At 67.1% G+C, this 24,005-nt stretch carries 20 protein-coding genes and 1 pseudogene; 7 read left to right on the forward strand and 14 right to left on the reverse strand.

Annotated elements, in window-relative coordinates:
* Positions 1-85: 85 nt before the first annotated feature.
* The 5 genes and pseudogenes from QNO08_RS15555 to QNO08_RS15575 form a co-directional block, all read right to left on the reverse strand.
* On the reverse strand, positions 86-1,159 hold the full coding sequence (locus tag QNO08_RS15555) for a siderophore-interacting protein (RefSeq protein WP_442860506.1): 1,074 nt from the start codon (positions 1,157-1,159) through the stop codon (positions 86-88).
* Positions 1,160-1,341: 182 nt separating this feature from the next.
* A pseudogene (locus QNO08_RS15560) lies at positions 1,342-2,202 on the reverse strand (ABC transporter ATP-binding protein); the annotation flags it as partial.
* 1 nt (position 2,203) lies between these two features.
* The gene (locus QNO08_RS15565; RefSeq protein ID WP_442860519.1) at positions 2,204-3,217 is read right to left on the reverse strand and encodes a FecCD family ABC transporter permease; all 1,014 of its coding nucleotides are present in this window, start codon (positions 3,215-3,217) and stop codon (positions 2,204-2,206) included.
* An 80-nt stretch (positions 3,218-3,297) separates the two neighbouring features.
* Complete coding sequence (locus QNO08_RS15570; RefSeq protein WP_231712788.1) at positions 3,298-4,272, reverse strand: FecCD family ABC transporter permease; 975 nt, start codon at positions 4,270-4,272, stop codon at positions 3,298-3,300.
* A gap of 260 nt (positions 4,273-4,532) precedes the next feature.
* Positions 4,533-5,606, reverse strand: a complete 1,074-nt coding sequence (locus tag QNO08_RS15575) for a glutathione S-transferase family protein (RefSeq protein ID WP_229966187.1) — start codon at positions 5,604-5,606, stop codon at positions 4,533-4,535.
* A 244-nt stretch (positions 5,607-5,850) separates the two neighbouring features.
* Between QNO08_RS15575 and QNO08_RS15580 the strand changes: the two genes are divergently transcribed.
* Positions 5,851-6,888 carry an NAD-dependent epimerase/dehydratase family protein gene (locus QNO08_RS15580; protein WP_229966188.1) on the forward strand — a complete coding sequence of 346 codons (1,038 nt, stop codon included), beginning with the start codon at positions 5,851-5,853 and terminating at the stop codon, positions 6,886-6,888.
* On the opposite strand, the gene QNO08_RS15585 is transcribed toward QNO08_RS15580, so the two are convergent.
* Positions 6,854-7,882, reverse strand: coding sequence for an NAD(P)/FAD-dependent oxidoreductase (locus QNO08_RS15585; protein ID WP_229966189.1), 1,029 nt, complete (start codon positions 7,880-7,882; stop codon positions 6,854-6,856). The genes QNO08_RS15580 and QNO08_RS15585 overlap by 35 nt on opposite strands.
* A gap of 64 nt (positions 7,883-7,946) precedes the next feature.
* On the opposite strand from QNO08_RS15585, the gene QNO08_RS15590 reads away from it, so the two are divergent.
* Positions 7,947-9,263, forward strand: coding sequence for an APC family permease (locus tag QNO08_RS15590; RefSeq protein WP_229966190.1), 1,317 nt, complete (start codon positions 7,947-7,949; stop codon positions 9,261-9,263).
* Between the two features lie 100 nt (positions 9,264-9,363).
* Here the strand turns inward: QNO08_RS15590 and QNO08_RS15595 are convergent, their stop codons facing one another.
* From QNO08_RS15595 to QNO08_RS15620, 6 genes are all read right to left on the reverse strand, one after another.
* Positions 9,364-10,446: a YihY/virulence factor BrkB family protein gene (locus QNO08_RS15595; protein ID WP_229966191.1), complete on the reverse strand. Its 1,083-nt coding sequence runs from the start codon at positions 10,444-10,446 to the stop codon at positions 9,364-9,366.
* A 103-nt stretch (positions 10,447-10,549) separates the two neighbouring features.
* Positions 10,550-10,861: a PRC-barrel domain-containing protein gene (locus QNO08_RS15600; protein WP_229966192.1), complete on the reverse strand. Its 312-nt coding sequence runs from the start codon at positions 10,859-10,861 to the stop codon at positions 10,550-10,552.
* Between the two features lie 152 nt (positions 10,862-11,013).
* The gene (locus QNO08_RS15605; RefSeq protein ID WP_229966193.1) at positions 11,014-12,228 is read right to left on the reverse strand and encodes a mechanosensitive ion channel family protein; all 1,215 of its coding nucleotides are present in this window, start codon (positions 12,226-12,228) and stop codon (positions 11,014-11,016) included.
* 137 nt (positions 12,229-12,365) lie between these two features.
* Complete coding sequence (locus tag QNO08_RS15610; RefSeq protein ID WP_229966194.1) at positions 12,366-13,418, reverse strand: ABC transporter substrate-binding protein; 1,053 nt, start codon at positions 13,416-13,418, stop codon at positions 12,366-12,368.
* 179 nt (positions 13,419-13,597) lie between these two features.
* The gene (locus QNO08_RS15615; protein ID WP_229966195.1) at positions 13,598-13,936 is read right to left on the reverse strand and encodes a bifunctional 3-phenylpropionate/cinnamic acid dioxygenase ferredoxin subunit; all 339 of its coding nucleotides are present in this window, start codon (positions 13,934-13,936) and stop codon (positions 13,598-13,600) included.
* 86 nt (positions 13,937-14,022) lie between these two features.
* A complete protein-coding gene (locus tag QNO08_RS15620) occupies positions 14,023-14,457 on the reverse strand; it encodes a MarR family winged helix-turn-helix transcriptional regulator (RefSeq protein WP_229966196.1) in 435 nt (144 codons plus the stop codon).
* A gap of 265 nt (positions 14,458-14,722) precedes the next feature.
* Here QNO08_RS15620 and QNO08_RS15625 point away from each other — a divergent pair, with 265 nt between their 5' ends.
* From QNO08_RS15625 to QNO08_RS15640, 4 genes are all read left to right on the forward strand, one after another.
* Positions 14,723-16,696, forward strand: a complete 1,974-nt coding sequence (locus QNO08_RS15625; RefSeq protein ID WP_229966197.1) for an acyl-CoA dehydrogenase family protein — start codon at positions 14,723-14,725, stop codon at positions 16,694-16,696.
* A gap of 153 nt (positions 16,697-16,849) precedes the next feature.
* Positions 16,850-17,629, forward strand: coding sequence for an SDR family oxidoreductase (locus QNO08_RS15630; protein WP_229966198.1), 780 nt, complete (start codon positions 16,850-16,852; stop codon positions 17,627-17,629).
* Positions 17,630-17,647: 18 nt separating this feature from the next.
* Complete coding sequence (locus QNO08_RS15635; RefSeq protein ID WP_229966199.1) at positions 17,648-18,901, forward strand: acyl-CoA dehydrogenase family protein; 1,254 nt, start codon at positions 17,648-17,650, stop codon at positions 18,899-18,901.
* A gap of 3 nt (positions 18,902-18,904) precedes the next feature.
* Complete coding sequence (locus QNO08_RS15640) at positions 18,905-20,023, forward strand: phosphotransferase family protein (protein WP_229966200.1); 1,119 nt, start codon at positions 18,905-18,907, stop codon at positions 20,021-20,023.
* A gap of 30 nt (positions 20,024-20,053) precedes the next feature.
* On the opposite strand, the gene QNO08_RS17545 is transcribed toward QNO08_RS15640, so the two are convergent.
* Both QNO08_RS17545 and QNO08_RS15645 read right to left on the reverse strand, forming a co-directional pair.
* The gene (locus QNO08_RS17545) at positions 20,054-20,164 is read right to left on the reverse strand and encodes an MFS transporter small subunit (protein WP_442860508.1); all 111 of its coding nucleotides are present in this window, start codon (positions 20,162-20,164) and stop codon (positions 20,054-20,056) included.
* Positions 20,161-21,564 (reverse strand): OFA family MFS transporter, encoded by a 1,404-nt coding sequence (locus QNO08_RS15645; RefSeq protein WP_229966201.1) that lies wholly within the window; start codon positions 21,562-21,564, stop codon positions 20,161-20,163. The genes QNO08_RS17545 and QNO08_RS15645 overlap by 4 nt, the downstream gene beginning before the upstream one ends.
* A 331-nt stretch (positions 21,565-21,895) precedes the next feature.
* Between QNO08_RS15645 and QNO08_RS15650 the strand changes: the two genes are divergently transcribed.
* Positions 21,896-23,992 (forward strand): YhgE/Pip domain-containing protein, encoded by a 2,097-nt coding sequence (locus QNO08_RS15650; protein WP_269439193.1) that lies wholly within the window; start codon positions 21,896-21,898, stop codon positions 23,990-23,992.
* Positions 23,993-24,005: the final 13 nt, after the last annotated feature.

Here is a 24,005-nt window from a genome sequence, read left to right on the forward strand (position 1 = left end):
CTTTCGGCGGCCACAGAATGTGACCAACCCCAACATGCCCTGCGCCCGGCGCCTCAGGACCGGCGCCGGGTCGGCGGTCGGGCGGTTAGAGTTCGGCCCGGCCGCTGCGCCAGTAGCCCATGAAGGCCACCTGCTTGCGGTCGATTCCGGCTTCGCTGACCAGGTACCGGCGCAGCCCGCGGACCACTGCCGCCTCGCCGGCGATCCACGCGTAGAACGGCAGGGCACCGGAAGGCGTGAGCGGGTTCGGCGTGGCCTTCACTGCGGCCGCGGTGAGCCGCTGCGGGGTCTCCCAGAGGATGGCCTCGTCCACGTTGACGTCCTCGATCTCCTGCCTCGCGATTTCCTGCCGCGGCGGGACCGGCGCCCCCTCCACCGAGGCCCAGCCGGGAAGCGCGACGGCGTTGCGGACAGCTGCTTCCAGGAGCTCGCCGTGGGGGCGGGCGCCGCGGGACAGCCAGGTGACCTGAACTGAGGAATCGGTCACGACCGGCTGCATGTCGGAGTCGGCGGGCACCTCCAGCAGTGCATGCCCGGTGATGTCAGCGGGCAGGGATTCCAGGATGGCCGTGATGGCGGGAACTGCCGTTTCATCACCGGCCAGCAGGATGTGCCGCGCCATTCCCGGACGCCACTCAATTCCGCCGTAGCTCTCCGCGGTGATGCAATGGGCGGCGTTCGGGCCGATGATGCTCACCTTGTCACCGGGCTGCGCTGCAGCAGCCCAGCTGGAGGCGGGCCCGCCCTTGCCCTGCTCGTCGAAGTGCAGGACGAAATCGACGTCGATCTCCGGATCCGCGCCGACGCAGCGTGCCGCACGGACCGTGTAGGTGCGCATGGAACCGCGCACACCGGCGTCCAGCTGCAGCCAGTTGCGGTACCAGCTGGTGTCGCTGCAGTCGAATTCCGGCACGGCGATCGGCTGGCCGGCTGCGTCGACGGAGGGCACAACAACCTTGATCCGCAGGTCGTGGGTCTGCCCCTGAACGCCGAACTCGGCCAGGCAGGGACCGGCAAAGGTGATCCGCTGGAAGTTGCCGCTCAGCCGCTGTACCCGCCTCACCTCAACGTCGAAGCACATCACCGCTCCGGCGCTGGAGGCACGGCGTGCCTTGCGGGGTGCGGCTGTTGCTCCGGTGCGGGTACTGACTTGCGTCATGATGCTGCCTCCAGGCGGGTTTCGGTGTCGGGTGCGCTGCGGATGTCGTGCGGATTGGGCAGGTAGCCCACAGGGCCGGCAGCGCGCCCCTTCTCCGATGGAGCTTGCTCGTGCGGTTCCTTCTCCTGTTGTTCCTTCTCCTGCGGTTCCTTCTCCGGCTGTTCCTTCTCCGGCTGTTCCTTCTCCGGCTGTTCCTTCTCCGCTGGAGCCTGGTGATGCCGCCCCAAAGGAACCACCATAGGCGTCCCGGACACAGGATCGGTGATGACGCGGGATTCAAGACCAAATACGTCATGCACGAGGTCTTCCGTGACGACGTCTGCCGGGGCGCCCTGGGCGGCGATCGCTCCGGCTTTCATCGCAATCAAATGGTCAGCATAGCGGGCGGCCAGGTTAAGGTCGTGCAGCACGATTGCCACCGTGGTGCCGGACCGGCGGTTGAGGTCGGTGATCAGGTCCAGCACCTCGATCTGGTGCGTGACGTCCAGGAATGTCGTGGGCTCATCCAGCAGCAGGACCTCCGTCTCCTGGGCCAGGGCCATGGCAATCCAGACGCGCTGGCGCTGGCCGCCGGAGAGCTCGTCGACGTTCCGTTCGGCCAGGTCCAGGGTGCCGGTCGCTTCCAGCGCGGCGGCAACGGCGTCGTCGTCGGCCTGCGTCCACTGGCGGAACCAGCCCTGATGCGGGTACCGGCCGCGGCCCACGAGGTCGGCGACGGTGATGCCGTCCGGCGCGGTGGGGGTCTGGGGCAGCAGCCCCAGGATCCGGGCCACCTCACGCGCGGGGCGGGAGGAGATGTCCCGGCCGCCGAGCAGCACCGTTCCGCGGGTCGGTTTGAGCAGCCGGGCCAGGCCGCGCAGCAGCGTCGACTTGCCGCAGGCATTGGCGCCGACAATCATCGTGATCCGGCCGGCCGGCAGCGTGACGGACAGCCCGTCGACCACGGTGCGCTCCCCGTAGGCGAGCACCACGTCCTGCGCGCTCAGGGCGTGCAGGTCTTGCCCGTCCTGGACGTCCCGCTGGTTTTGGAAATGGGAACCCATCTCAGCCTCCTCGGCCTACACGGTTGGAAGTGACCAGCAGCCACAGCAGGAACGGAGCGCCCAGGGCGCCGGTGACCACGCCCACCGGCAGGGACACTCCGGGCACCAGATTGGCACCGGCAAAATCAGCGGCCAGCACGATCACTGATCCCACCAGTGCCGAGGCCGCCAGGGACTGGCGGCCGCCCAGCAGGCGGCGGGCTATGGGCCCGGAGAGGAAGGCGATAAAGGATACCGGGCCGGCGGCGGCGGTGGCGACGGCGGCCAGGGCCACACCGGTGACGAGCAGGCCCAGCCGGGACGCTTCCACCCGCAGGCCCAGTCCGGCGGCGGTGTCGTCGCCGAGTTCGAGCCCGCGCAGCTGCCGGGCGAGCACCGCGGTGACCGGCAGCAGGACCAGCAGGGCGACGGCGAGGGCTCCGGCGCGGTCCCAGCTGGCGGAATTCAGGGAGCCGTTCAGCCACACCAGCGCCTGCGAGGCCGTGCGGACATCGGTGCGGGTCATCAGGAACATGACAACTGCCTGCATCACTGCGGCAAACCCGATGCCCACCAGGATGAGCCGGTATCCGGCCGCTCCCCCCTGCCGGGAGAGCAGATAGATGGCCAGGGCCACGATTAGCGCGCCGGCCAGCGCAGCCAGGGAAACCGTGGTTCCCCGCGCCCCGAAGACCACAATCCCGACGACCGCGCTGGCGCTGGCGCCGTAACTGATGCCGATGATGTCCGGGCTGGCCAGCGGGTTGCGCAGCATGGTCTGGAAGACGCTGCCGGCGATCCCCAGCGCGGCACCGACCAGGGTGCCGATGACGGCCCGCGGCAGCTTGCTTTCCATCACGATGTAGGTGGCGCCCGGAATCTGTTCTCCGCCCAGGATCCGGAAAAAATCGGGGATGGTTACGGTGTAGGTGCCCAGCAGGATGCTCACGGCGAAGAGGACGACGACGGCGCCGGCCAGGGCCGCGGTCACCGTGCGGAGGCGGCGGGCGGACCTGCGGCGGGCCGCCCGGATCACTGCGCCGCCGGATTCCGGCGGCACGGAGCCGCTCCCGGAGGCGCTCCCGGAGCGGGCGGATGAGCGGTCCAGCAGCGCGCTCACAGCTGCGCCTGCTTCCGGCGCCGAACCAGCCAGATAAACACCGGTGCGCCGATCACTGCCGTCATGACGCCAACGGGAATTTCTCCCGGCGGCAGGGCCAGTCGCCCGGCAACGTCGGCGACGATCAGCAGGACCGGGGCCAGGACCAGGGAGAACGGGAGGATCCATCGGTAATCGGGGCCGGTCAGGGAGCGCACCATGTGCGGGATGACCAGGCCCACAAAGCCGATCGGACCCGCGGCGGCGGTGGCGGCGCCGCACAGCAGCACCACTCCCAGGGCTGTGATCCCCCGGCTGAGCCCCACCCGCTGGCCCAGCCCGCGGGCCAGGTCATCGCCCAGGGACAGCCCGTTCAGCGCGCGGCCGGCGCCCAGGGTGATGACGGCGCCGACGGCCAGGAACGGCAGCACGGCTGTGATCACGTCCCAGCCGCGGCCCGCGACGCTGCCCACCTGCCAGAACCGGAAGACGTCGAAGGTCTGCTGGCTGGACACCAGCAGGGCGCTCATGAACGAACTGAGCCCGGCGGAGAGGGCGGCGCCGGCCAGTGCCAGCTTCACCGGGGTGGCACCTTCGCGGCCCAGGCTGGCCACCGTGTAGACCACGACGGCGGCGAGCGCGGCTCCGGCCAGGGCAAACCAGATATAGCCGGCAAACGCGGTTACACCGAAGCCGTAAATGCCCAGGACAACGAAGAACGCGGCTCCGGCGTTGACGCCCAGGATTCCGGGATCCGCCAGGGGGTTGCGGGCCACGCCCTGCATCGCGGCTCCCGCGAGTCCCAGCGCGCCGCCAGCCAGCAGCCCCAGAACGGTGCGCGGAATGCGGGACACCACCACTGCGTGGTCCCCGTTCCCCGGGTCATAGGCGGTCAGTGCCTGAAAGACGGTCTCCAAGGACAGCGCCCGTGCACCAAAGGCCACCGACGCAAGGCAGGCCAACGCCAGCCCGGCGATCGAGGCGGCAAGCAGGACGCCCCGGCGCGCGGCCGGATGTGCGCCGGTTCGCGGCGCCGGCTGCGGGCCGGACTGCGCTGCCGGACTGACGGTTTGAGCTGCCGGACCGACGGGGTGAGGTGCCGGTGCGGGGTGGCTGATCTTCACGCCCACGGCGGCACCTCCTTCAAGACGGAATAATCTTAAGTAAGGCTAACCTACGGTTCGGGCGCTTATGAAACATTTCCATGCCCTATTAACCGGCAATCTGGAAAACTACGCGGGGCCGTGAGGATTCATGCGGACGGCTGCTGCCGGCCCTCCGGGCCCGCAGCCACTTCTTCCCCCGCCCGGACCGGGCCCGGAGCAGTTCCGTCGCCGAACGGGCGGCCGCCCAGCCGCTCCCGGCCGTGCCCGGTGAGCCAGCCGGAGAGTTCCGGCCCCTTGGGGACGATTCCGGTGGGGTTAATGTCCTCATGAACGATGTAGTAGTGCGCCTTGATCTGCTCAAAATCGACGGTGTCCCCGAAGCCGGGCGTCTGGAACAGGTCCCGGGCGTACCCCCAGAGGTTGGGCATTTCCGTGAGCTTGTTCCGGTTGCATTTGAAGTGGCCGTGGTAGACCGGATCAAAACGGACCAGCGTCGTGAACAGGCGGACATCAGCCTCGGTGATGGTGTCGCCAACCAGATAGCGCTGCCGGGACAGCCGATCCTCCAGCCAGTCCATCGCCGCCCACAGCCGGTCGTACGCGGCGTTGTAGGCATCCTGCGAGCCGGCGAATCCGCAGCGGTAGACGCCGTTGTTGACCTCGGTGAAAATCCGCTTGTTGACGGCGCGCATTTCTTCCAGGTGTTCCGCCGGCAGCAGGTCCGGTGCGCCGTCGCGGTGGAAGTCCTTCCACTGCGTCGAGAAGTCCTCAGTGATCTGCGGAAAGTCATTGGTCACGACGGCGCCGCTGGGAACGTCCACGATCGCGGGAACGGTGATGCCGCGGCTGTAGCCGGGCGTGCGCCTGAAGAAGGCTTCCTGCAGGCGTTCAATGCCCAGGACGGGGTCCCTGCCGTCGGGATCCAGGTCGAAGGTCCAGCTGCGGGCGTCGTGGGTGGGCCCGGGCGTGCCCAGCGAAATGGCGTCCTCCAACCCCAGCAGCCGCCGCACGATGATGGCCCGGTTTGCCCAGGGGCAGGCGCGTGCCGCGATCAGCCGGTACCGTCCGGCCTCCACCGGATAACCGTCGGCACCGTCGCGGGTGATGCGCGTTTCAATGTAGTTGGTGTCCCGGGTGTATTCCGCACCCCCGGTGACATACGCCCCGCGCGTGCTGAAGCCGGCGCCGTCGTTCTGCCCTGTTCCAGTTCGCTCGGCCATGGCGCTCCCCGTTCTCATGGAATTCAGTCGTGTGTAAAGCTCTGGCGTCCACACTATCCGCTTATCCGCCGCCCCCGGCTTTTCGATGTGCTCCGGCACACGGCTGGGCCGCCGCGCTGCGCCACCCTGCTCCAGCGCCGCTCCCGCCGGTAGAGTCGAAGGAACGACACGCCTGCTTACCCATGACCACCAACAGCCGGAGAATCCGCGGTACGGAATCTGCGGCGGGGAAGGACCCAGCCAGATGCGAGTAGCTGTTATCGGAGCAACCGGAAACGTCGGCACAGCAGTGCTGCGCCGACTGGCCCAGGCGCGCAGCGAACGTCCGGATGGCCTGGAAATTGTGGGTATCGCCCGGCGTTTGCCGGACCCTTCCGTCGCGCCGTACGACGGCGTCTCTTGGCACAGTATCGACATCGCCACCGGCGAGGGCCGGGAAAAACTGACGGAGGCGCTCCGGGGCGCGGACGCCGTCGTCCACCTGGCCTGGGCACTGCAGCCAAACCATGACGAAGCCGAGCTGCACCGCATCAATGTGCACGGCACCGAAAATGCCCTGGCTGCAGCCGCGGCGGCGGGAGTGCGCCAATTTGTCTGCGCGTCGTCCGTGGGCGCCTACTCACCCGCGCCGAAGGACCGGCTCACCGACGAGTCCTGGCCGGCGCGCGGCATAGCCAGTTCCCACTACAGCCGGCACAAGGGCGAGCAGGAAGCGCTGCTGGACAAGTTCGAGCGCGAGTATCCGGAGATCCCGGTGGCGCGCCTGCGGCAGGGGCTGGTTTTCTCCTCGAGCGCCGGAACCGAGATCGGCAACTACTTCCTGGGACCGCTGTTTCCCAAGGCCATCCTGAACAAGCTGAGCCTGCCGCTGATTCCGCTGCCGAAGGAGTTCTCCTTCCAGATTGTCCACGCTGATGACATGGCCGATGCCTATTGGCGGGTGCTGGACCAGCGCGCGGAGGGGCCCTTCAACATTGCCGCCGAGCCGGTGATCACCCCGGAGCTGCTGGCGGGCGCACTCGGCGCCCGGCGCCTGCTGACCATTCCGGTGAAGCTGGTGCGGGCCGTCGTGGGCCTCACCTGGGCGGCACGCCTGCAGCGCACCGATCCGGGTTGGATCGACATGGCAGCCGGGTCTCCGATCATGGACACCTCCCGGGCACGCGAGCTGCTGGGCTGGGCTCCGCGCAAGACCTCCGTCGAGTCGCTGAAGCTCATCCTGGACGGGATGTCGGAAGGCGACGGCGTCAGCGGCTCGCCGCTGCTGGCTCCGCGGCGCTGACCGGCGCCGCGGCGGCGGCAGGTTCTCCGGCTGCCCGGCTTTCCGCCGCGCGGACGGCCGCGGCAATGTCTTCCTCCAGCAATTCCGCATTCAGGGCCACGGCGAGGCGGTAGGCGTCGCCGGCGGCGGCCACCACCTGGCTGGAGGGGTCGGTGACGTTGCCGACCGCCCAGACCCGGTCCGCTCCGGTGCGGCCCTCGGCATCAGTTTCGATGCAGCCGTCCGCGTCCCGGCGGCAGCCCGGAGTGCCGGCGAGCCTCGGATCAACGCTGGCACCCGGCTCGCAGAACACCGCCCGGCAGGGCACCAGCCGGCCGTCCGCCAGCACCACCGCTGACAGCGCATCATCCGCGGTCTGCAGCCGGACAGCCGTTCCCGACACCACCTGAACCCCCATGGCAGCCAGCGAACGGGCATCCTCCGCGGAAAGCTCCATTTCTTCCGCCAGGATCAAGGTCACGTCACGGGAGAAACTGCGCACCAGGATGGCCTGCTGAACCGAACTCTGAGCGGTTCCGAGCACTGCCAGGGGCCGGTCCGCAACCTCCCAGCCGTGGCAGTACGGGCACTGGAGCAGGTCCCTGCCCCAGCGCTCCTCCGCGCCGGCGACGTCGGGCAGCACGTCCCGCAGACCCGAGGCGATCACCACGTGCCGGCCGTGCAGCAGCCTGCCGTCGGCCAGTCGCACGGTGCGGCCGTCACCGTTCCCCGGCCGCCCGTCCCCCAGGTGCGCCACCTCGCCGTCGATGAGTTCGACGTCGTACCGCTCCAGATCGGACCGGCACAAATCCAGGAGTTCCATCGGCGCGATGCCGTCGCGCGAGGGGAAACCGTGGACGTGGCCGGCCGGAGCGTTGCGCGGACGGCCGGCATCAATTACGGCGACCCGGCGGCGGGCCCGGCCAAGCACCGTTGCGGCGCTCAGACCGGCGATCCCGCCGCCGACGATCACCACGTCGCAGCGGGCGGGCAGGGAATGTGGAACAGAAGTCATGGAATATTTTTACCCTATATTTGCCGATCGTCAGCACACTTATGATTGGCCTACACTTTTCGTCATGGACAACAGCCCGCAGGGCGCGCCCGCCTCAAAACTCAAGCAGGGGATCACCGGTCCCATGCTGTACCTTTTCATCCTCGGCGACGTGCTCGGGGCCGGTATTTACGCGCTGGTCGGTGAAGTGTCCGGCGAAGTCGGCGGCGCCATCTGGGTGCCGCTGGCCGTCGCCCTCCTGCTGGCCCTGCTCACGGCGAGCTCCTATGCGGAGCTGGTCACCAAGTATCCCAAGGCCGGCGGGGCGGCCGTGTTTGCGGAGCGCGCCTTCAAACGCCCGATCATCTCCTTCATGGTGGGGTTCTGCATGCTCGCCGCGGGAGTGACCAGCGCCGCCGGCCTGTCCCTCGCCTTTACCGGCGACTACCTTGCTTCGTTCGTGGACGTCCCGCCGGGGCCGGCGGCGATCGTGTTCCTGCTTCTGGTGGCGCTGCTCAATGCCCGGGGCATCTCGGAGTCGGTGCGCAGCAACGTGGTCATGACGGTCATCGAAGTCTCGGGCCTGGTGCTGGTGATTGTGCTGGTGGCGGTCATGGTCGGCCAGGGAAACGGCCACCCGGAACAGATCACCCAGTTCCCCGCCGGGGTTAACCCGGCGACGGCGGTCCTGGGTGCTTCAGTTATTGCCTACTACTCTTTCGTGGGCTTCGAGGTGTCAGCCAACGTTGCCGAAGAGGTGCGCGATGTGCAGCGCGTGTATCCGAAGGCACTCTTCGGGGCGATGCTCACGGCCGGAGTGGTGTACCTGCTGATCGGAGTTGCCGCCGCGGCAGCGCTGCCCACCGGGGACTTGGCCAACTCCAGCGGACCGCTGCTGGCCGTGGTCAGTGCCACCGGATTTGGCGTGCCGGACTGGCTGTTCAGCCTGATTGCCCTGGTGGCCGTGGCCAACGGCGCCCTGCTCACCATGATCATGTCCAGCCGGCTGACCTTCGGCATGGCCGAACAGGGGCTGCTGCCCCGCGTCTTTGGCCGGGTCCTGCCCAACCGGAAAACGCCGTGGGTCGCGATCATCGCCACCACCGGCGTGGCCATGGTGCTGACTGTCACCGGCGGGCTGGAGTCCCTGGCCGAGACCGTGGTGCTGCTCCTGCTCCTGGTCTTCCTGAGCACCAACCTCTCGGTGATTGTGCTTCGGCGGGACCCCGTGGACCACAAGCATTTCCGGGCACCGCTGGTGCTGCCCTACCTGGCGATTGCATCGTGCGTGCTGCTGCTGGCCCAGCAGTCCGGGTCGGTCTGGCTGCGGGCGGGAATCCTGCTGGCGATCGGCTTGGTCCTGTATGGCGTGCGCCGCGCGGTCAAGGGCAAATTGGGCTAGACATGCAGCAGGGCGGCCCCCGAAGGAGCCGCCCTGCTGCTTGTCGATCACCTGTCGATCACCCGGAGGTCGATCCGCTGACGGTCCTCAGCGGGTGTCCTCAGCGGGTGTCGTGGAGGTCGTCGTCGTAGTCCTTGCCCGCGTGCTGCTGGCGCAGCTTCCGGCCCTGCTCAATGTCCTCTTCCTCCTGCTCCTGGCGCTTCTCCGACTGGCGGGTGTCGCGCGGAGGCAGCTGGACGGACTCCTCGGCCTGAATGCCGGCCTGCAGTTCGCGCCCCCGCTCCACCTCGGCGTCAAACTCGGCACCGAACAGCAGGGACAGGTTGGCCAGCCACAGCCACAGCAGCAGGACGATCACGCCACCAATGGCGCCGTAGGTCGCGTTGTAGTTGCCGAAGTTCGACACGTAGAAGCTGAAGCCGAAGGTCACGATCCCCAGGACGATCAGGGCAATGAAGCCCCCCATGCTCATCCAGCGGAACTTGGGCTGCTTCACGTTGGGGGTGGCGTAGTAGAGGATCGCGATCAGCAGCACGGCGAAGATCGCCATGACGGGCCATTTGGCGATGTTCCAGATGATCAGGGCTTCAGGGCCGAGGCCGATCACGTTGCCCAGGGTCTCGGCGATGGGGCCGCTGACCACCAGCATCATGAGCAGGGCCGCAACGAGGAGGATCAGCATCAGCGTGACCAGCAGCTGGGTCGGCAGCAGCTTCCAGGCCGGACGGCCTTCGTCCACCTCGTAGATGCGGTTCATCGATCGGCCGAAGGCCTTCACGTAGCCCGAGGCTGACCACAGCGCACCGGCAATACCGACAATCAGTGCGAACCCGGCAGCACCGGAGGTCGTCAGCTGGGTGATCGGGTCTTTCAGGACGTCAACGGCGCTGCCCGGGGCGAACTCCTCAAGGAATTCAAGCATCGTGTTGGTGGTGCTTTCAGCCTGCCCGATCAGGCCCAGAATCGAAACCAGGGCCAGCAGCGCCGGGAACATGGCCAGCACCGTGTAGTAGGTGAGGGCAGCGGCCAGATCGGTGCACTGGTCCTTGGAGAACTCACGAATCGTTTTGCGGAGGATGTACTTCCAGCTGGGCTTGCTGACCTGAGCCGGGGTGTCCGGCTTGCTCGCGTGGTCGGGGTCCGGTGCCGTTTGGGCCCGTGCCTCACTGTCCTGCTGCGCCATGACGGCCTCCTGGGTGCGTTGGATTACAGTATTTCATCCTATTCGTAAGGGGGCTTACCTCCAAAGGTACGCGGAGCCGACCAGCCGCAGCCCGCCCGGCAGGTCAGAACTTTTTGTAGTAGTCGGTGAGCAGCGTTTCTTCCTCCGGGCTGAGGGCACCGTCGGGATCAACAATGGGCGAGTCATCGACTGCCTGCCGGGAGTAGTTGACATAAATGTCGTCCTCATCCCGGCGCGCCCCGGCCAGCGGGACGAAATGCTGACGGGTTTCAAAAAGGCCGAGGGCAACCGTAATCCATTCCGGCGCACCGGTGGCCCGGTCCAGGTGCACCTGGCCCACCGGCCCCAGCCGTTCACCGTCCTTGGCCCACACGTTGGAGCCTTGAAGTTCGTGGATTACAAATTCGTCTGCCATCGCCGTACCCCTGTCGCTGAGTGTTCCGTGGTGAGCATTCCGTGTCCGGCAATCCGCGGCGGGCAATCCCCAATGTTCCGCGGGCCTGCTGCCAGCCAGCCAGAAAGGGATCCGCCTGTCAACGGCGGAGGAAGAAAACGACGGCGCCCGGGTTAGTCCTCGGCGGACTTTTCCTCTCTTTCGTCGAAGACCTGCTTGCCCGGACCGGCAAAGGAATGCCTGCGGTCAACGGCTGTCATGGAGCCGGTGAAGAACTGGGAGGTGCTCGTGTCTTCCGGGCTTCCGCCGGTCCCGGACCGCGGGCTGCTGTGCACTTCCGGAGACTTGGCGTGCACTTCCTCCCAGCGCTGGCGCGGCAGGGCGCCGGGGTGCCATTCCTGCAGGTAGGTCACCATCGCTTCCCGGACCAGGCAGCGCAGGTCAAAAAGCGCCCCGCTGTCAGCGGCGCTGACCAGGATGCGCACGCGCACCAGGCTGTTCACCGCATCCGTAATCTGCAGCACGCCGGTGCGTCCGTCCCACAGCTCGGTTCCGGCGAGGACTTCCTTCAGATGGGAGCGCAGATCCCCCACCGGCGCGCGCCAGTCCAGGTCCAGCTCCACAGTGCCCAGGATGTCGGACTGCTTGCGGGTCCAGTTTTCAAACGGGGTGGTCGTGAAGTAGGTCGAGGGCAGGATCAGGCGCCGGTCATCCCACAGGTGCACCACCACGTACGTCATGGTGATCTCCTCGATGGTTCCCCACTGGGTTTCCACGACAACGACGTCGTCCACCCGGATGGCGTCGGTGAAGGCCAGCTGCATGCCGGCAAACACGTTGGTCAGGGTGCTCTGCACGGCGAGACCGGCGACGATGGAGATCAGACCGGCCGAGGCGAGGATACCGGCGCCAAGTGCCCGCACTTCGGGGATGGTCAGCAGGACGCAGGCCACGGCGATGGTGACGATGACTGCCACGCCCACGCGGCGGCCCAGCATGACCTGGGTCTTCAGCCGGCGCATCCGGCGGTTGTCCTTGCTGTCCGTGGTGTACCGGCTGAGGAGCATCACCTCGATGATGAGCAGGACAACCACCGCCAGCCAGGCCAGCGAGGCGATCAGCCCCAGGGTCAGCACGTAGCTGACCGGTGCGAACCAGTCGGTGCCGGCGGCGGTGGCCGCCAGGCCGATCCGGACTCCGATCAGCGACAGCACCAGCCGCAGCGGATTGCGCGACAGGGCACTCACTTCCCGGATCCGCGGCACCCGCTTGAAGATCTTGGCAGCGGATTCACGCATTATCCGGGCAAGCAGCAATGCTGCTCCCACGGCGAGCAGGACGGCGAATACAGGTTCGAGGCCGGAGGCAATACTAAGCAGGTCTTGCATCCTTTGATCGTGTCAGCTGCCCGGGGGGTCCTGTCCAATCGGGGTTTTGTCCAATCGGCCCAACACACGAACCGGGAAACCCCACGGGCAAACGAAAGAACACCCCGGGTTACCCGGGGTGTTCTTAGGTGCGGAGACTACTTGGCGGCGTCGGCCGCTGCGGCTGCCTCGGCGATCATCGGCACCACGTTGTCCAGGGCATAGGGAATGCTGAGCACGTTGATGGCGGAGACGGAGAAGACACGTTCGGCATCGGAGTCAGCGACCAGGCCGCCGTTCTTGACCGCGGGGATCTGGCCGAGCAGCGGGTCAGCGGCCAGGGAATCAGCGGCTGCGTCGTCGGCTACCCAGGTGACGAAGACGTCGGAGTCCAGCTGGTTGGCGTCTTCATCGGCCCACGGGAAGTAGAACTCGCCGGCCGGTGCATTTTCGTCCACGACCGGGGCTTGGACCATGCCCAGTTCAGTGAGGAACTTGGGCCGGTTATCCAGCGAGGTGTAGATGGACGAGGCACCCTTGGCCAGGTTGCCGTAAATGAAGGTCTTGCCTTCCAGCTCGGGATGCTCGGCAGCGGCATCCTTGATGGACTGCTCGGTGTCGGCGACCAGCTGGTCCGCTTCGTCAGCCAGGCCCAGGGCTGCGCCGGTCATCGTGGCGGTTTCCTGCCAGGAAGTGCCCCATTCAGCTTCGGGGTAGGCCACAACGGGGGCAATCTTGGAAAGCTTGTCGTAGTCCTCCTGCGCCAAGCCGGAGTACGCGGCCAGGATGACGTCGGGGTTGGTTGCCGCGATGTCGTCAAATGCGATGCCGTCAGTCTCGGAGTACTGGACCGGAGCGTTCTCGGACCCCAGCGGGGCACCCAGCTCTTCCAGCGCTTCGTCGATCCACGGCGTGGTTCCCTGCTCGTTTCCGCCGTAATCGATGGCCGGCATGCCCACTGGAACGACGCCGAGGGCAAGTGCGGTCTCCGCGTTGGCCCAGGCGACGGTGGCAACGCGCTCGGGAGCCTCCTCGATGGTTGTTTCACCGAAGACATGCTCGATGGTGACCGGGAACGAATCTGCAGCCGCAGGGGCGGAAGTGCCGCTGCCCGCCCCATCCCCTCCGGCGGAACCGGTGGAGCAGGCGGAAAGGGACAAAACGGCAACGGCGGCAACGGCCGCAGCGCGGCGCATCCGGGACAGGGCCATGGGGGCTCCTCGACTAAGGGAAAGTAGTTGTATTCAGACTGACCAGCGCCCGGCATGAACCGGACAAAAGTAAGGCTAACCTATCCTCAGGGTAATTACGCAACGTATGTCTTGCGTAATCAGTGCACCTGCCTGCTGCCGGGGCAGCTCGGGCCAGTCCGGGCCAGTCGGGCGGGGCACTACTCCGGTGCTTCGCCGGGGTGGAGGTAGACCTCGCCGTCGCGGACCTCGACCCGATGCGTCTTGGCATTCACCAGCGCCGGAAGGCAGAGCGCCTCCCCGGTCCGCAGGCAGAATCTGGCCGAGTGTATTGGGCACTCCACCTCAGTGTCCTCGATCCACCCCTCCGACAGGGATGCTTCCTCGTGGGTGCAGGTGTCGTTCAGGGCATAGAAGCTCCCGTTGTCACTGTGGAAGACCGCGATATCGTCAGCGGTGCCCGCCACTTCGGCATCGACCTTCACCGCTGTTCCTTCGTCGATTTCATCCACGGTGGCGATCCGAATGCCTTCACTCATCTTTTACCCTCTTCCGGCCCGGGGCCGTGACGTTCCTACTCGATCACTCATCACGTTACCCCTGCCGGACCTGCGGCTCCATGCGCCTAGAGCGACGCGGAGGCTCCCGTCCGGTCCACTTCCAGCTCCCGGATCAGACTGATGAGTTCCCGGCGAAGTTCGGGGTGGATATCGGCGCTGAACCCCGCCCGCTCAATGTCGTCAGCCCGCATCAGCATCCGGCGCCCATAGTCGGAGATGTCCACCACGCGCTTGGCTGCACCCTGCACGTGGGGCAGCTCGCGCACGAGCCCCTGGCGCGACATCGTCGCCAGCGAGGTTCCGAGCGTCTGTGCCGTAACTCTCAGCCGCCGCGCCAGCTCCGCGCGTTTCATCGGTCCGTCCGCGACCAGCACCCGCAGCACGGTGACCCGCTCCTGCGTCAGACCCACATCGCGCAGCCGGTTATCGACCTCGCGACGCACCAGCCGGGCTGCCGTGGACAACAATCGGACGGCTTCCCAGTCCCCCTCGTTCTGCATCTGCCTGCTTCCCTGTATACGTGTCCCGTAGACGTTTTCCAGTTGGCGTCATTACTTCCAGCGAGCGCCGGAAGTAATCAGTGTGCTTACTATTCCAACGCTACCGAGGGGGCACTTGTCAAGAATTGTGCCCTCGCTCAAAAACATGGAAGGCCAGGTTCCCGGGCAACCGGACACCTCTTTCAGCCCGCGCCCTCCGGGCGTACGCTGAGGCGGCACAGCCAACGGAGGCTGCCTGGTGCAGCCCGGACCGAGGGGAACTGCCATGAGCACAAGGAACCTGCAGGATGCCCGGAGCAGCAACGACGACGGCGTTCGGAATATCAAGGAACGGGTGGTCACCGCCCAGGATGCCCGCGCACTGGCCGAGGACTCCCGCATCGCCGAGGACCGGCGGCCAAGCTTCGCCAAGGGCATTTACATGGGCAGCTACAACCTGGACCTGATTCGGCCCCAAGCCGCTGATCCCGAGGCAGCAATCCGGGAACGCGATTTCCTGGACCGGCTGGCCGCTTTCTGCGCCACCCTGGACGGCCAGCTGATTGAACGCACCGGAGTGATTCCGGACGAGTACCTGCGGGGCCTGACCGAACTGGGAGTTTTCGGAATGAAGATTCCCCGGCAGTATTCCGGCCTGGGCCTGTCCCTGCTCGCCTACGGCCGCGGCCTGATGCTCCTCGGATCGGTGCACCCCAGTTTGGGCGCGCTGGTGTCCGCCCACCTCTCGATCGGCGTGCCCGAACCCGTCAAGGTCTTCGGCACCGAGGAGCAGAAGGAGGAGTACCTCCCCCGCTGCGCAACCGGGGCCATCTCAGCGTTCCTGCTGACCGAACCCGACGTCGGATCCGACCCGGCGCGGATGCGCGCCACCGCCGTCCCGTCGGAGGACGGCAGCGAGTATGTGCTGGACGGGGTAAAGCTCTGGACCACCAACGGAGTGATCGCCGAACTGGTGGTCGTCATGGCGGCGGTGCCGACCCACGGAACGGAAAAGGGCGGCATCAGTGCCTTCGTTGTGGAAATGGACACTCCCGGGATCACTGTGGAGAACCGCAACAATTTCATGGGCCTGCGCGGCATCGAGAATGGCGTCACCAGGCTCCGCGGGGTGCGCGTGCCAGCGGCCAACCGGCTGGGCAGGGAAGGGCAGGGCCTGAAAATCGCCCTCACCACCCTGAACACCGGGCGCCTGTCCATCCCCGCCCTGTGCGCCTCCTCCGCCAAATGGTCAGTGAAAATCGCCCGCGGCTGGACGGGCACCCGCGAGCAGTGGGGACAGCCCATCGGCCGGCACGAGGCGGTGGCCAAAAAGGTGGCGTTCATCGCCGCCACTGCCTTCGCCGTGGAAAGCGTGTTTGAACTGTCTGCCTCCATGGCCGACGCCGGCACCAAGGACATCCGGATCGAAGCGGCACTCGCCAAGCTCTGGGCCTCCGAGATGGCCTACCGGGTCGCTGACGAACTCGTTCAGATCCGCGGCGGCAGGGGTTTTGAAACAGCGGCGTCCCTGGCTGCACGGGGGGAACGGGCGGTGGCCGCCGAACAGCAGCTGCGGGACCTGCGGATCAACCGGGTCTTTGAAGGCAGCACGGAGATCATGCATCTGCTGATCGCCCGTGATGCCGTTGATGCCCATCTCAAGGCCGCCGGCGACCTGGCGGTGGCGGACTCCCCGCTGGGAAACAAGGCCAGGGCAGCAGTGAAGGCCAGCGGTTTTTACGGCCGCTGGCTGCCCACACTGGCGGCCGGGCGCGGTTCCGTGCCCACCGCCTACGCGGAGTTTGGCCCCCTTTCCGGACATCTGCGGTACGCCGACCGCGCCTCCCGGCGGCTCGCCCGGTCCACCTTTTACGGCATGGCACGGTGGCAGGCCGGGCTGGAGCACCATCAGGTGTTCCTCGGCCGGATTGTGGACATCGGCGCTGAGCTGTTCGCCATGTCGGCAGTGTGCATGCGGGCCGAGACGATGCGCGGGAAGAATCCGGCGGAGGGTGCCGAAGCGTATGAGCTGGCCGGGGCCTTTTGCGCCCAGTCCCGCGCGCGGATTGACGCGCTCTTTGACGACCTGTGGCGCAACTCAGATGCCGAGGACCGCCGGCTCGCCAAGGGGGTGCTGTCCGGGCGGTACACCTGGCTGGAGGAGGGCGTGCTGGACCAGTCCGAGGGAACCGGCCCCTGGATCGCGGAAGGGGCAAACGGCCCGGAGGCCCGGGGAAACCTGCACCGCCGGTACCGGTGACGGCTGCCCTCCCGCTGCCTGGCAGGCGGTGACGTGGCCCTTGACACACTATTCGCGCTACAGCAGACTTAGCCCTGACCGCGCATCATACCAAGCGGTTGCTTGGGAGTGGTGCCCTTTCGGCGGCCCGGTCCCGGCAATCAGAGGAGTCCCATGCAGGAGTACAGCGAGTCCCGGCGACTGGAGGGGAAAACGGCCATCGTCACCGGTGCCAGCCGGGGCATTGGCCTTGCCGTGGCCCGGCGGCTGGCCGCCGAGGGTGCCCGGGTCTGCATCACGGCCAGGAAACCCGGGCCCCTCGAGGAGGCAGCGGCGTCGTTCCCGGAGGGATCGGTCCTGGCGATTGCCGGCAAGTCGGACGACGCGGAACACCGCGCCGAGGTGCTGGACACCGTGGCGGGGGCATTCGGCCGGCTGGACATCCTGGTGAACAACGCCGGCATCAATCCTGTGTACGGTCCGCTGATGGAGCTGGAGCCGGAGGCCGCCCGCAAAATCATCGAGGTGAACCTCTACGGCACGCTCGGCTGGGTACAGGCCGCCTTTCACCATCCGAAGCTGGACTTCGCCGAACGGGGCGGATCGGTCATCAACCTGTCCTCGGTCAGCGCGCAGACCCCCTCCCCCGGCATCAGCTTCTACGGAGTCAGCAAGGCCGCCATTGAGCAGCTCACCAGATCGCTGGCGGTTGAGCTGGGGCCGGCCATCCGCGTCAATGCCCTGGCTCCCGCCGTCGTCAAGACGGCCTTTGCCCGCGCGCTGTACGAGGGCAGGGAAGAACAGGTAGCCGCTGCTTATCCCCTCGGCCGGCTGGGCACGCCTGAGGACGTGGCTGCCGCCGCGGCCTTCCTGGCGTCGGACGACGCCGCCTGGATCACCGGCCAGATCCTGAACCTCGACGGCGGCCTGCTGGCCGCCGGCGGCAATGCCTAAGCTGCTAAGGACATCCCCATGAGCACCCTGCCCTCCGAGGTCGAAGACCTGCGCATCCGCACCCGGGACTTCATCCGGTCCACCGTCATTCCGGCCGAGCCCTTGCCGGGTGAGCGCCTCGGCGAGGACTCCCTCGACCGGCTGCGTGCCGCGGCCAAGAGCGCCGGCGTCTTCGCGCCGCACGCTCCGAAGGAATACGGCGGCCAGGGCCTGGCGCTGCGGTTTTGGTCGCCCATCTTCCAGGATGCGGGGTATTCCCTGATCGGCCCGACCGTGCTCAACTGCCAGGCCCCGGACGAGGGCAACATGCACATGCTCGAGCTGATCGGCACGGAGGACCAGAAGAAGCAGTATCTCCGCCCCCTGGTCTCCGGTGCGGCCCGGTCCTGCTTCGGCATGACCGAACCGCACCCCGGCGCGGGATCGGATCCGGCCGCCCTGCAGACCTCGGCCGCCAAGGTGCACGGCGGCTGGATCATCAACGGCCACAAACGCTTCACCAGCGGCGCCAACAACGCCGCCTTCTGCATCGCCATGGTCCGCACCCCGGCCCTCGACGCGTCGGCGCCGGAGGGTGGTGCCCCGGCCGGAGCCACCATGCTCCTCGTGGACATGGACACCCCCGGGGTGCGGATCGGCGAACAGATTTCCACCATGGACCGCGCCATCGGCGGCGGCCATCCGCACCTGCACTTCGAGGACGTGTTCGTGCCGGACTCGGCGGTGCTGGGCACTCCCGGCAGGGGATTCCGCTATGCCCAGGTACGCCTCGGCCCGGCCCGGCTCACCCACTGCATGCGCTGGCTCGGGCTGGCCCGGCGGGCCATGGACATTGCCCTGGACCGGACCAACACCCGGGAAATGTTCGGCTCCGCCCTACACGAGTTGGGCATAGCGCAGGACATGCTGGCCCTGAACGTGATGGATCTGGAAACCTCCGATGCCATCATCACCAAGACCGCCACGCTGCTGGAATCCAATGCCAAGGCCGGCTCCGCGCTGTCCTCGGTGGCCAAGGCGCACACGTCCGAGGCGGTATACCGGGTGATTGACCGTTCCCTGCAGCTGTGCGGCGGCGACGGCGTCTCCGACCGCCTGCCACTGGCGTCCTACCTCAACGAGGTGCGCGCCTTCCGCATCTACGACGGTTCAAACGAAACGCACAAGTGGGCCATCGCCCGCCGGGCGTCCGCAGAACGACGGCGGGCGGTGGAGGACGGCGCGCCCTTCCAGGCCGACGTCGCCCAGACCTACAGCTCCGCGGAGGCATAGAAGATGGCAGGCGCGAGCCTCCTGCACTCAGTGCCGGACGGCACCGAGGTGGTGGCAACCCAGGCCGATGCCGAGGCGCTCGCCTCCCCGCCCCTGCTCATCCTGGACGCCGTCACTGCTTTCCTGGATGCGCACAACCTGGGTTCCGGCCCGCTGTCCTGGGCTCAGATCGGCGACGGGCAGTCCAACATCACCTACCGCATCCAGCGCGGCAGCGAGGTATTCGTGCTCCGGCGCGGGCCCCGTCCGCCGCTGCCGCCTTCGACGCATGACATGGTGCGTGAAGCGCGGATCCAGCAGCTCCTGCACACCCAGGGGGTTCCGGTTCCGGACATCCTGGCAGTGTGTGAGGACGAGTCGGTGCTGGGCGTGCCGTTCTACGTCATGACCTACTTGGAGGGCCTCGTCATCACCGATACCGTCCCGGCGCCCCTGAACTCGGCAGCACAGCGGCTGGCCACCAGCAACGCCGTCGTCGACACCCTGGTCCAGCTGCACCGGGTGGATGTGACCGTCGGCGGACTCGCGTCCTTCGGCCGCCCGGACGGCTATCTGCGCCGGCAGGTGGAACGGTTTTCCGCGCTCTGGGACATCAATACGACGCGGTCCCTGCCGGACGTCGCGCGCCTGGGCAGCTGGCTGGCCGACAACCTTCCCGAGAGCCAGCACGCCGCAGTCCTTCACGGCGACTACCGGCAGGGAAACCTGATGTTCCATGGCAGCGCCCCCGCTCGGGTGACCGCCGTCCTGGACTGGGAGATGGCCGCCGTCGGCGATCCGCTGGCCGACCTCGGCTATCTGACGGCAACCTACGCTGAGCCCGGCAGCCCTCCCAGCCCACTGGAGCTGTCTGCCGTCACCCGCGGCCCGGGCTACCTGCGGCGGAGCGAGCTGATCGCGCGCTACCAGGCGCAGACCGGGCTCTCCCTTGAGGCGCTGCCGTGGTATCAGGCGCTGGCCCTGTGGAAGGCCTCCATCTTTTGCGAAGCCATCTACACCCGGTGGCTCAAGGGCGAACGGCCCAACGACACGCGTTTTGCCCCGTCCCTGGAGGCAGGCGTGCCGCAGCTGCTGGAGCAGGCCCGCGCCTTCGCAGGCCTGCTCCCAACAAGCACGGGGTAGGGAAGCGCCGGAGCCCAGCGGTGCTTTCTGTCAGCCGAACAGCGCAGCAGCCCGGGAGAGGGTCTGGAAAACGCCGTACCCCAAGGGAACACCCACCAGGAGCCAGCTCAGGGCTACCCGAAGGTCGAGAGATTTTTTCACTGGTGCTCATCCTTCAGCTTGGTTGCAGGTGCGTTCTCCGGTGCCGCACCCTGCGGTTCATGGTGCCGGGAATCGACCGGACGCACCATCAGATTGGCGATGAAGCCGATGATCAGCAGGCCCACCATTGTCAGCAGTGCCGGCTGGTACGCGCCGGCATCCAGTTCGCCAGGCGTTCCCTGGGCGTCCAGGAAGGAGTTCACGATCAACGGGCCGGCGATGCCTGCGGCTGACCACGCCGTCAGCAGCCTGCCGTGGATCGCGCCTACCTGATACGTGCCGAAAAGGTCCCGGAGATAGGCCGGCACCGTGGCAAACCCGCCACCGTAGAAGGACAGGATCACAAAGGCCAGGAGGACGTACAAGATGGTGGAGGTGCTGCCGAACAGCGAGAGCATCAAATAGAGCACGGCGCCCGCCCCCAGATACACCATGTAGATGCGCTTGCGGCCGATCACATCCGAGGTGGCGGACCAGACAAAGCGTCCACCCATGTTGCCGATCGAGAGCAGGCCCACAAAGCCTCCCGCCACCGCAGCGCTGACCAGGGAGACGCCGTCGGGCTGGCGGAAGAAGTCCTGGATCATCGGCGAGGCCTGTTCCAGGATGCCGATCCCGGCCGTGACATTGCAGAAAAGAACGATCCAGACCAGCCAGAACTGCCGGGTTTTGATCGCATTCGCGGCGGAGACGTGGGCGGTGGTGACCAAGGACTTGGCAGCTACTGTGGCCGGATCGAACCCCTCGGGGCGCCATCCTTCCGCGGGCACCCGGATGGTCCATGCACCGTAGAGCATATACACGAGATACACGGCAGCGAGGGTAATGAAGAGCTTTCCAACAGCCTCGCCCCCGTCACCGTCCGCGGTGCCGAACTCCGGGTCATAGAAGGTGAGCAGGGCCGAGGACAGCGGGCTGGCGATCAGCGCGCCGCCGCCAAAACCCATGATCGCCATCCCGGTGGCCAGTCCGGGCCGGTCGGGGAACCATTTGATCAGGGTGGAGACCGGAGAAATGTAGCCGATGCCCAGCCCGATGCCGCCGATGACACCGTAACCGAGGTAGAGGAGCCACAGCTGGTCGGTGAAGATTCCGGCCGCGCCCACGAGGAACCCGCCGGACCAGAAAACGGCGGACACAAACATCGCCTTTCGCGGACCGTTCCGATCCACCCAGGTGCCCATGATCGCGGCGGACAGGCCCAGCATCACGATGGCCACGGAAAAAATGACGCCGATCTGCGTGAGGCTGGCGTCGAAGTGCTCCACCAGCGCGTTTTTGTACACGCTCGTGGCATACGCCTGCCCGATGCAGAGGTGGACCGCCAGTGCGGCTGGTGGGATCAGCCAGCGGTTGAACCCAGGCGGGGCGATGATGTTTTCACGGTCAAGCCAGCTCATCCGAAGCTCCCTTGTCGATGGTGAAGCACCTGCAAACTGCCGTCGCCGCCAGCATTCACCACGACGCTGCCGCAACCGGCCTGACACGCCGATGGCTTTATCTGATTTTTATGGGGACTGCAACTTACCCGCGGGTAACTTCTTCCCGAAAATCCTTGCTTTGTTACCGGTCAGTAAGTTAGATGTAACAGACATCACACTTTTGTCGGGGGAATTCGTCATCAGAGCAGAGGCGCTTTCGGTCCGGCAGCACTGAGAGCGGGAGCCCACCGGCACCCCTCGCGGCCCACCCGGTCACGGGACCGGTTCTGACCCACATAAAGGAATTTCAATGACGAGTTCTCCGTCCGGGCGGGCAACTTCCCGCCCGCATGCACTTCTGACAGCACTGCTGGCCCTGTTCCTGATCCTCCTCCTGGCCTTCTTCGTGCTGTTCACCAGCCGGGTTGCCACCGGAGCCGCCCAGCTCAGCGAAGGCGCCGAGCGGGCATCCACCGGTGCCGGCGACCTGAAAGAGGGAGCCGCCAAGGCCCATGACGGCGCGGACAAGGTTGCCGCCGGGAGCGAGAAGGTCGACGCCGGGGCGAACACCCTGGCCAAGGGCATCACCTCGGCCAAGACCGGCGCCGCCACACTCAAGGACGGCGCGACGAGCCTGGATGAGGGTGCGGTTAAACTCCTCATCGGCGCTGAAGCCGCAAACGCCGGCGCCAACAAGCTCGCCACCGGCACCACCAGTGCCAACACCGGCGCGCAGCAGCTGGCCACCGGCGCCATTAGCGCCTTCGCCGGAGCCGACAAGCTTGCCGCCGGCGCCACCAGTGCCAACACCGGCGCGCAGCAGCTGGCCACCGGAGCTACCAGCGCAGCCGAAGGCTCCAAGAGCCTTGCCGCCGGCGCCACCAGCGCCAACACCGGCGCGCAGCAGCTGGCCACCGGCGCCACCAGCGCCTCCACCGGAGCCGACAAGCTTGCCGCCGGCGCCACCAGCGCCAACACCGGCGCGCAGCAGCTGGCCACCGGCGCCACCAGCGCAGCCGAAGGCTCCAAGAGCCTTGCCGTCGGCGCCACCACCGTGCGGGAGGGATCGGACGCGCTTGCTGCCGGCGCCTCCGATCTGCACTCCAAGATGGAACCTCTGGTTGGAGGCTCAGCCGAGCTGGCCGCCGGTGCCAAAGACGCCGTCGATGGCATCGCCAAGCTTGCTCCTGCCGCAGCAGCGGTCAACGGCGGCGTCCTGCAGATCAACGGCGGGATCAACACCGTCCAGGAGGGCCAGACCTATACGGTTGCCCAGCAGATCAGGGCCGATCTGAGCCCCTACAGCCCGCAGGGAGTCTCCCAGGGCGCGGCCGAGCTTCGAGCGGGGGCTGCCCAGCTTGAGCCGTTGATTGGCAAGGAGCAGGCGGACGGCATGCGCCTGGCCGCGGACAAACTTGAAGGATTGGAACGCCTGGTGGCCGGCATCGACCTCGGGCTGCAGGGCAATGGAACCACAGCCAACCCCGGCCTGTTGTACGGAACCGATGCCGTCTCGGCAGGATTGGAAGTTCTCAACAGCAAGGCTCCTGCCCTGGCAACCGGTGCTGCAACCGCAGCTGAGGGTGTGAAAGCGCTCCACGTCGGCGCCGGGGATCTTTCCACAGGCGCTGCGGCACTCAACACCGGCCTGGTTCAACTCGAAATCGGCGCCGGTGCCCTCGCCGAAGGCAACCTTCAGCTCGCTGCCGGGGCCGGCAGCCTGACCACCGGACTGGCCACCCTGGAAACCGGCGCCCACACCCTCGCCGAAGGCAACGGCAAGCTCGCCACCGGAGCCGGCAGCCTGACCACCGGACTGGCCACCCTGGAAACCGGCGCCCACACCCTCGCCGAAGGCAACGGCAAGCTCGCCACCGGAGCCGGCAGCCTGACCACCGGTCTCTCCACCCTGGAAACCGGCGCCCACACCCTCGCCGAAGGCAACGGCAAGCTCGCCACCGGAGCCGGCAGCCTGACCACCGGACTGGCCACCCTGGAAACCGGCGCCTACACCCTCGCCGAGGGCAACGCCAAGATCTACGACGGCACAGTGACTCTCGCCGACGGCACCGGCAAGCTGGTTACCGGCAGCGGCAGCCTTTCCGACGGCGTCGTGAAGCTCGACGACGGCGGCAAGACGCTGACCACAGGAACGGGTGATCTGAAGGAAGGCGCCGCAGATCTGGCCGAAGGCAACAAGGAACTGGCCGAAGGCAGTGAAACGCTCGACGGCGGCAACGGGGAAATCTCCGAAGGCGCGGAGACCATGAGGGCCAGCGCCTCCGCCATGACCCCCGGCGAGATTGCCACGTCCCCGAAGGTCCTGGCCGTGCTCATCCCACTGCTTCTGCTGATGGTGCCGCTGGTCATGCTGGCCGGCGGGCGCTCGCGCCGGTCCCAGCCCTAGCGAACAGCCCAGC

It is taken from the genome of Arthrobacter sp. zg-Y820, assembly GCF_030142155.1.
Classification (GTDB): Bacteria; Actinomycetota; Actinomycetes; order Actinomycetales; family Micrococcaceae; genus Arthrobacter_B.

What these genes read in the sequence shown, in the direction of transcription:
- QNO08_RS15555 (WP_442860506.1), bottom strand. Translation starts at nt 1,159, where the DNA reads ATGACGCAAGTCAGTACCCGCACCGGAGCAACAGCCGCACCCCGCAAG.
- QNO08_RS15575 (WP_229966187.1), bottom strand. Translation starts at nt 5,606, where the DNA reads ATGGCCGAGCGAACTGGAACAGGGCAGAACGACGGCGCCGGCTTCAGC.
- QNO08_RS15580 (WP_229966188.1), top strand. Translation starts at nt 5,851, where the DNA reads ATGCGAGTAGCTGTTATCGGAGCAACCGGAAACGTCGGCACAGCAGTG.
- QNO08_RS15585 (WP_229966189.1), bottom strand. Translation starts at nt 7,882, where the DNA reads ATGACTTCTGTTCCACATTCCCTGCCCGCCCGCTGCGACGTGGTGATC.
- QNO08_RS15590 (WP_229966190.1), top strand. Translation starts at nt 7,947, where the DNA reads ATGGACAACAGCCCGCAGGGCGCGCCCGCCTCAAAACTCAAGCAGGGG.
- QNO08_RS15595 (WP_229966191.1), bottom strand. Translation starts at nt 10,446, where the DNA reads ATGGCGCAGCAGGACAGTGAGGCACGGGCCCAAACGGCACCGGACCCC.
- QNO08_RS15600 (WP_229966192.1), bottom strand. Translation starts at nt 10,861, where the DNA reads ATGGCAGACGAATTTGTAATCCACGAACTTCAAGGCTCCAACGTGTGG.
- QNO08_RS15605 (WP_229966193.1), bottom strand. Translation starts at nt 12,228, where the DNA reads ATGCAAGACCTGCTTAGTATTGCCTCCGGCCTCGAACCTGTATTCGCC.
- QNO08_RS15610 (WP_229966194.1), bottom strand. Translation starts at nt 13,418, where the DNA reads ATGGCCCTGTCCCGGATGCGCCGCGCTGCGGCCGTTGCCGCCGTTGCC.
- QNO08_RS15615 (WP_229966195.1), bottom strand. Translation starts at nt 13,936, where the DNA reads ATGAGTGAAGGCATTCGGATCGCCACCGTGGATGAAATCGACGAAGGA.
- QNO08_RS15620 (WP_229966196.1), bottom strand. Translation starts at nt 14,457, where the DNA reads ATGCAGAACGAGGGGGACTGGGAAGCCGTCCGATTGTTGTCCACGGCA.
- QNO08_RS15625 (WP_229966197.1), top strand. Translation starts at nt 14,723, where the DNA reads ATGAGCACAAGGAACCTGCAGGATGCCCGGAGCAGCAACGACGACGGC.
- QNO08_RS15630 (WP_229966198.1), top strand. Translation starts at nt 16,850, where the DNA reads ATGCAGGAGTACAGCGAGTCCCGGCGACTGGAGGGGAAAACGGCCATC.
- QNO08_RS15635 (WP_229966199.1), top strand. Translation starts at nt 17,648, where the DNA reads ATGAGCACCCTGCCCTCCGAGGTCGAAGACCTGCGCATCCGCACCCGG.
- QNO08_RS15640 (WP_229966200.1), top strand. Translation starts at nt 18,905, where the DNA reads ATGGCAGGCGCGAGCCTCCTGCACTCAGTGCCGGACGGCACCGAGGTG.
- QNO08_RS15645 (WP_229966201.1), bottom strand. Translation starts at nt 21,564, where the DNA reads ATGAGCTGGCTTGACCGTGAAAACATCATCGCCCCGCCTGGGTTCAAC.
- QNO08_RS15650 (WP_269439193.1), top strand. Translation starts at nt 21,896, where the DNA reads ATGACGAGTTCTCCGTCCGGGCGGGCAACTTCCCGCCCGCATGCACTT.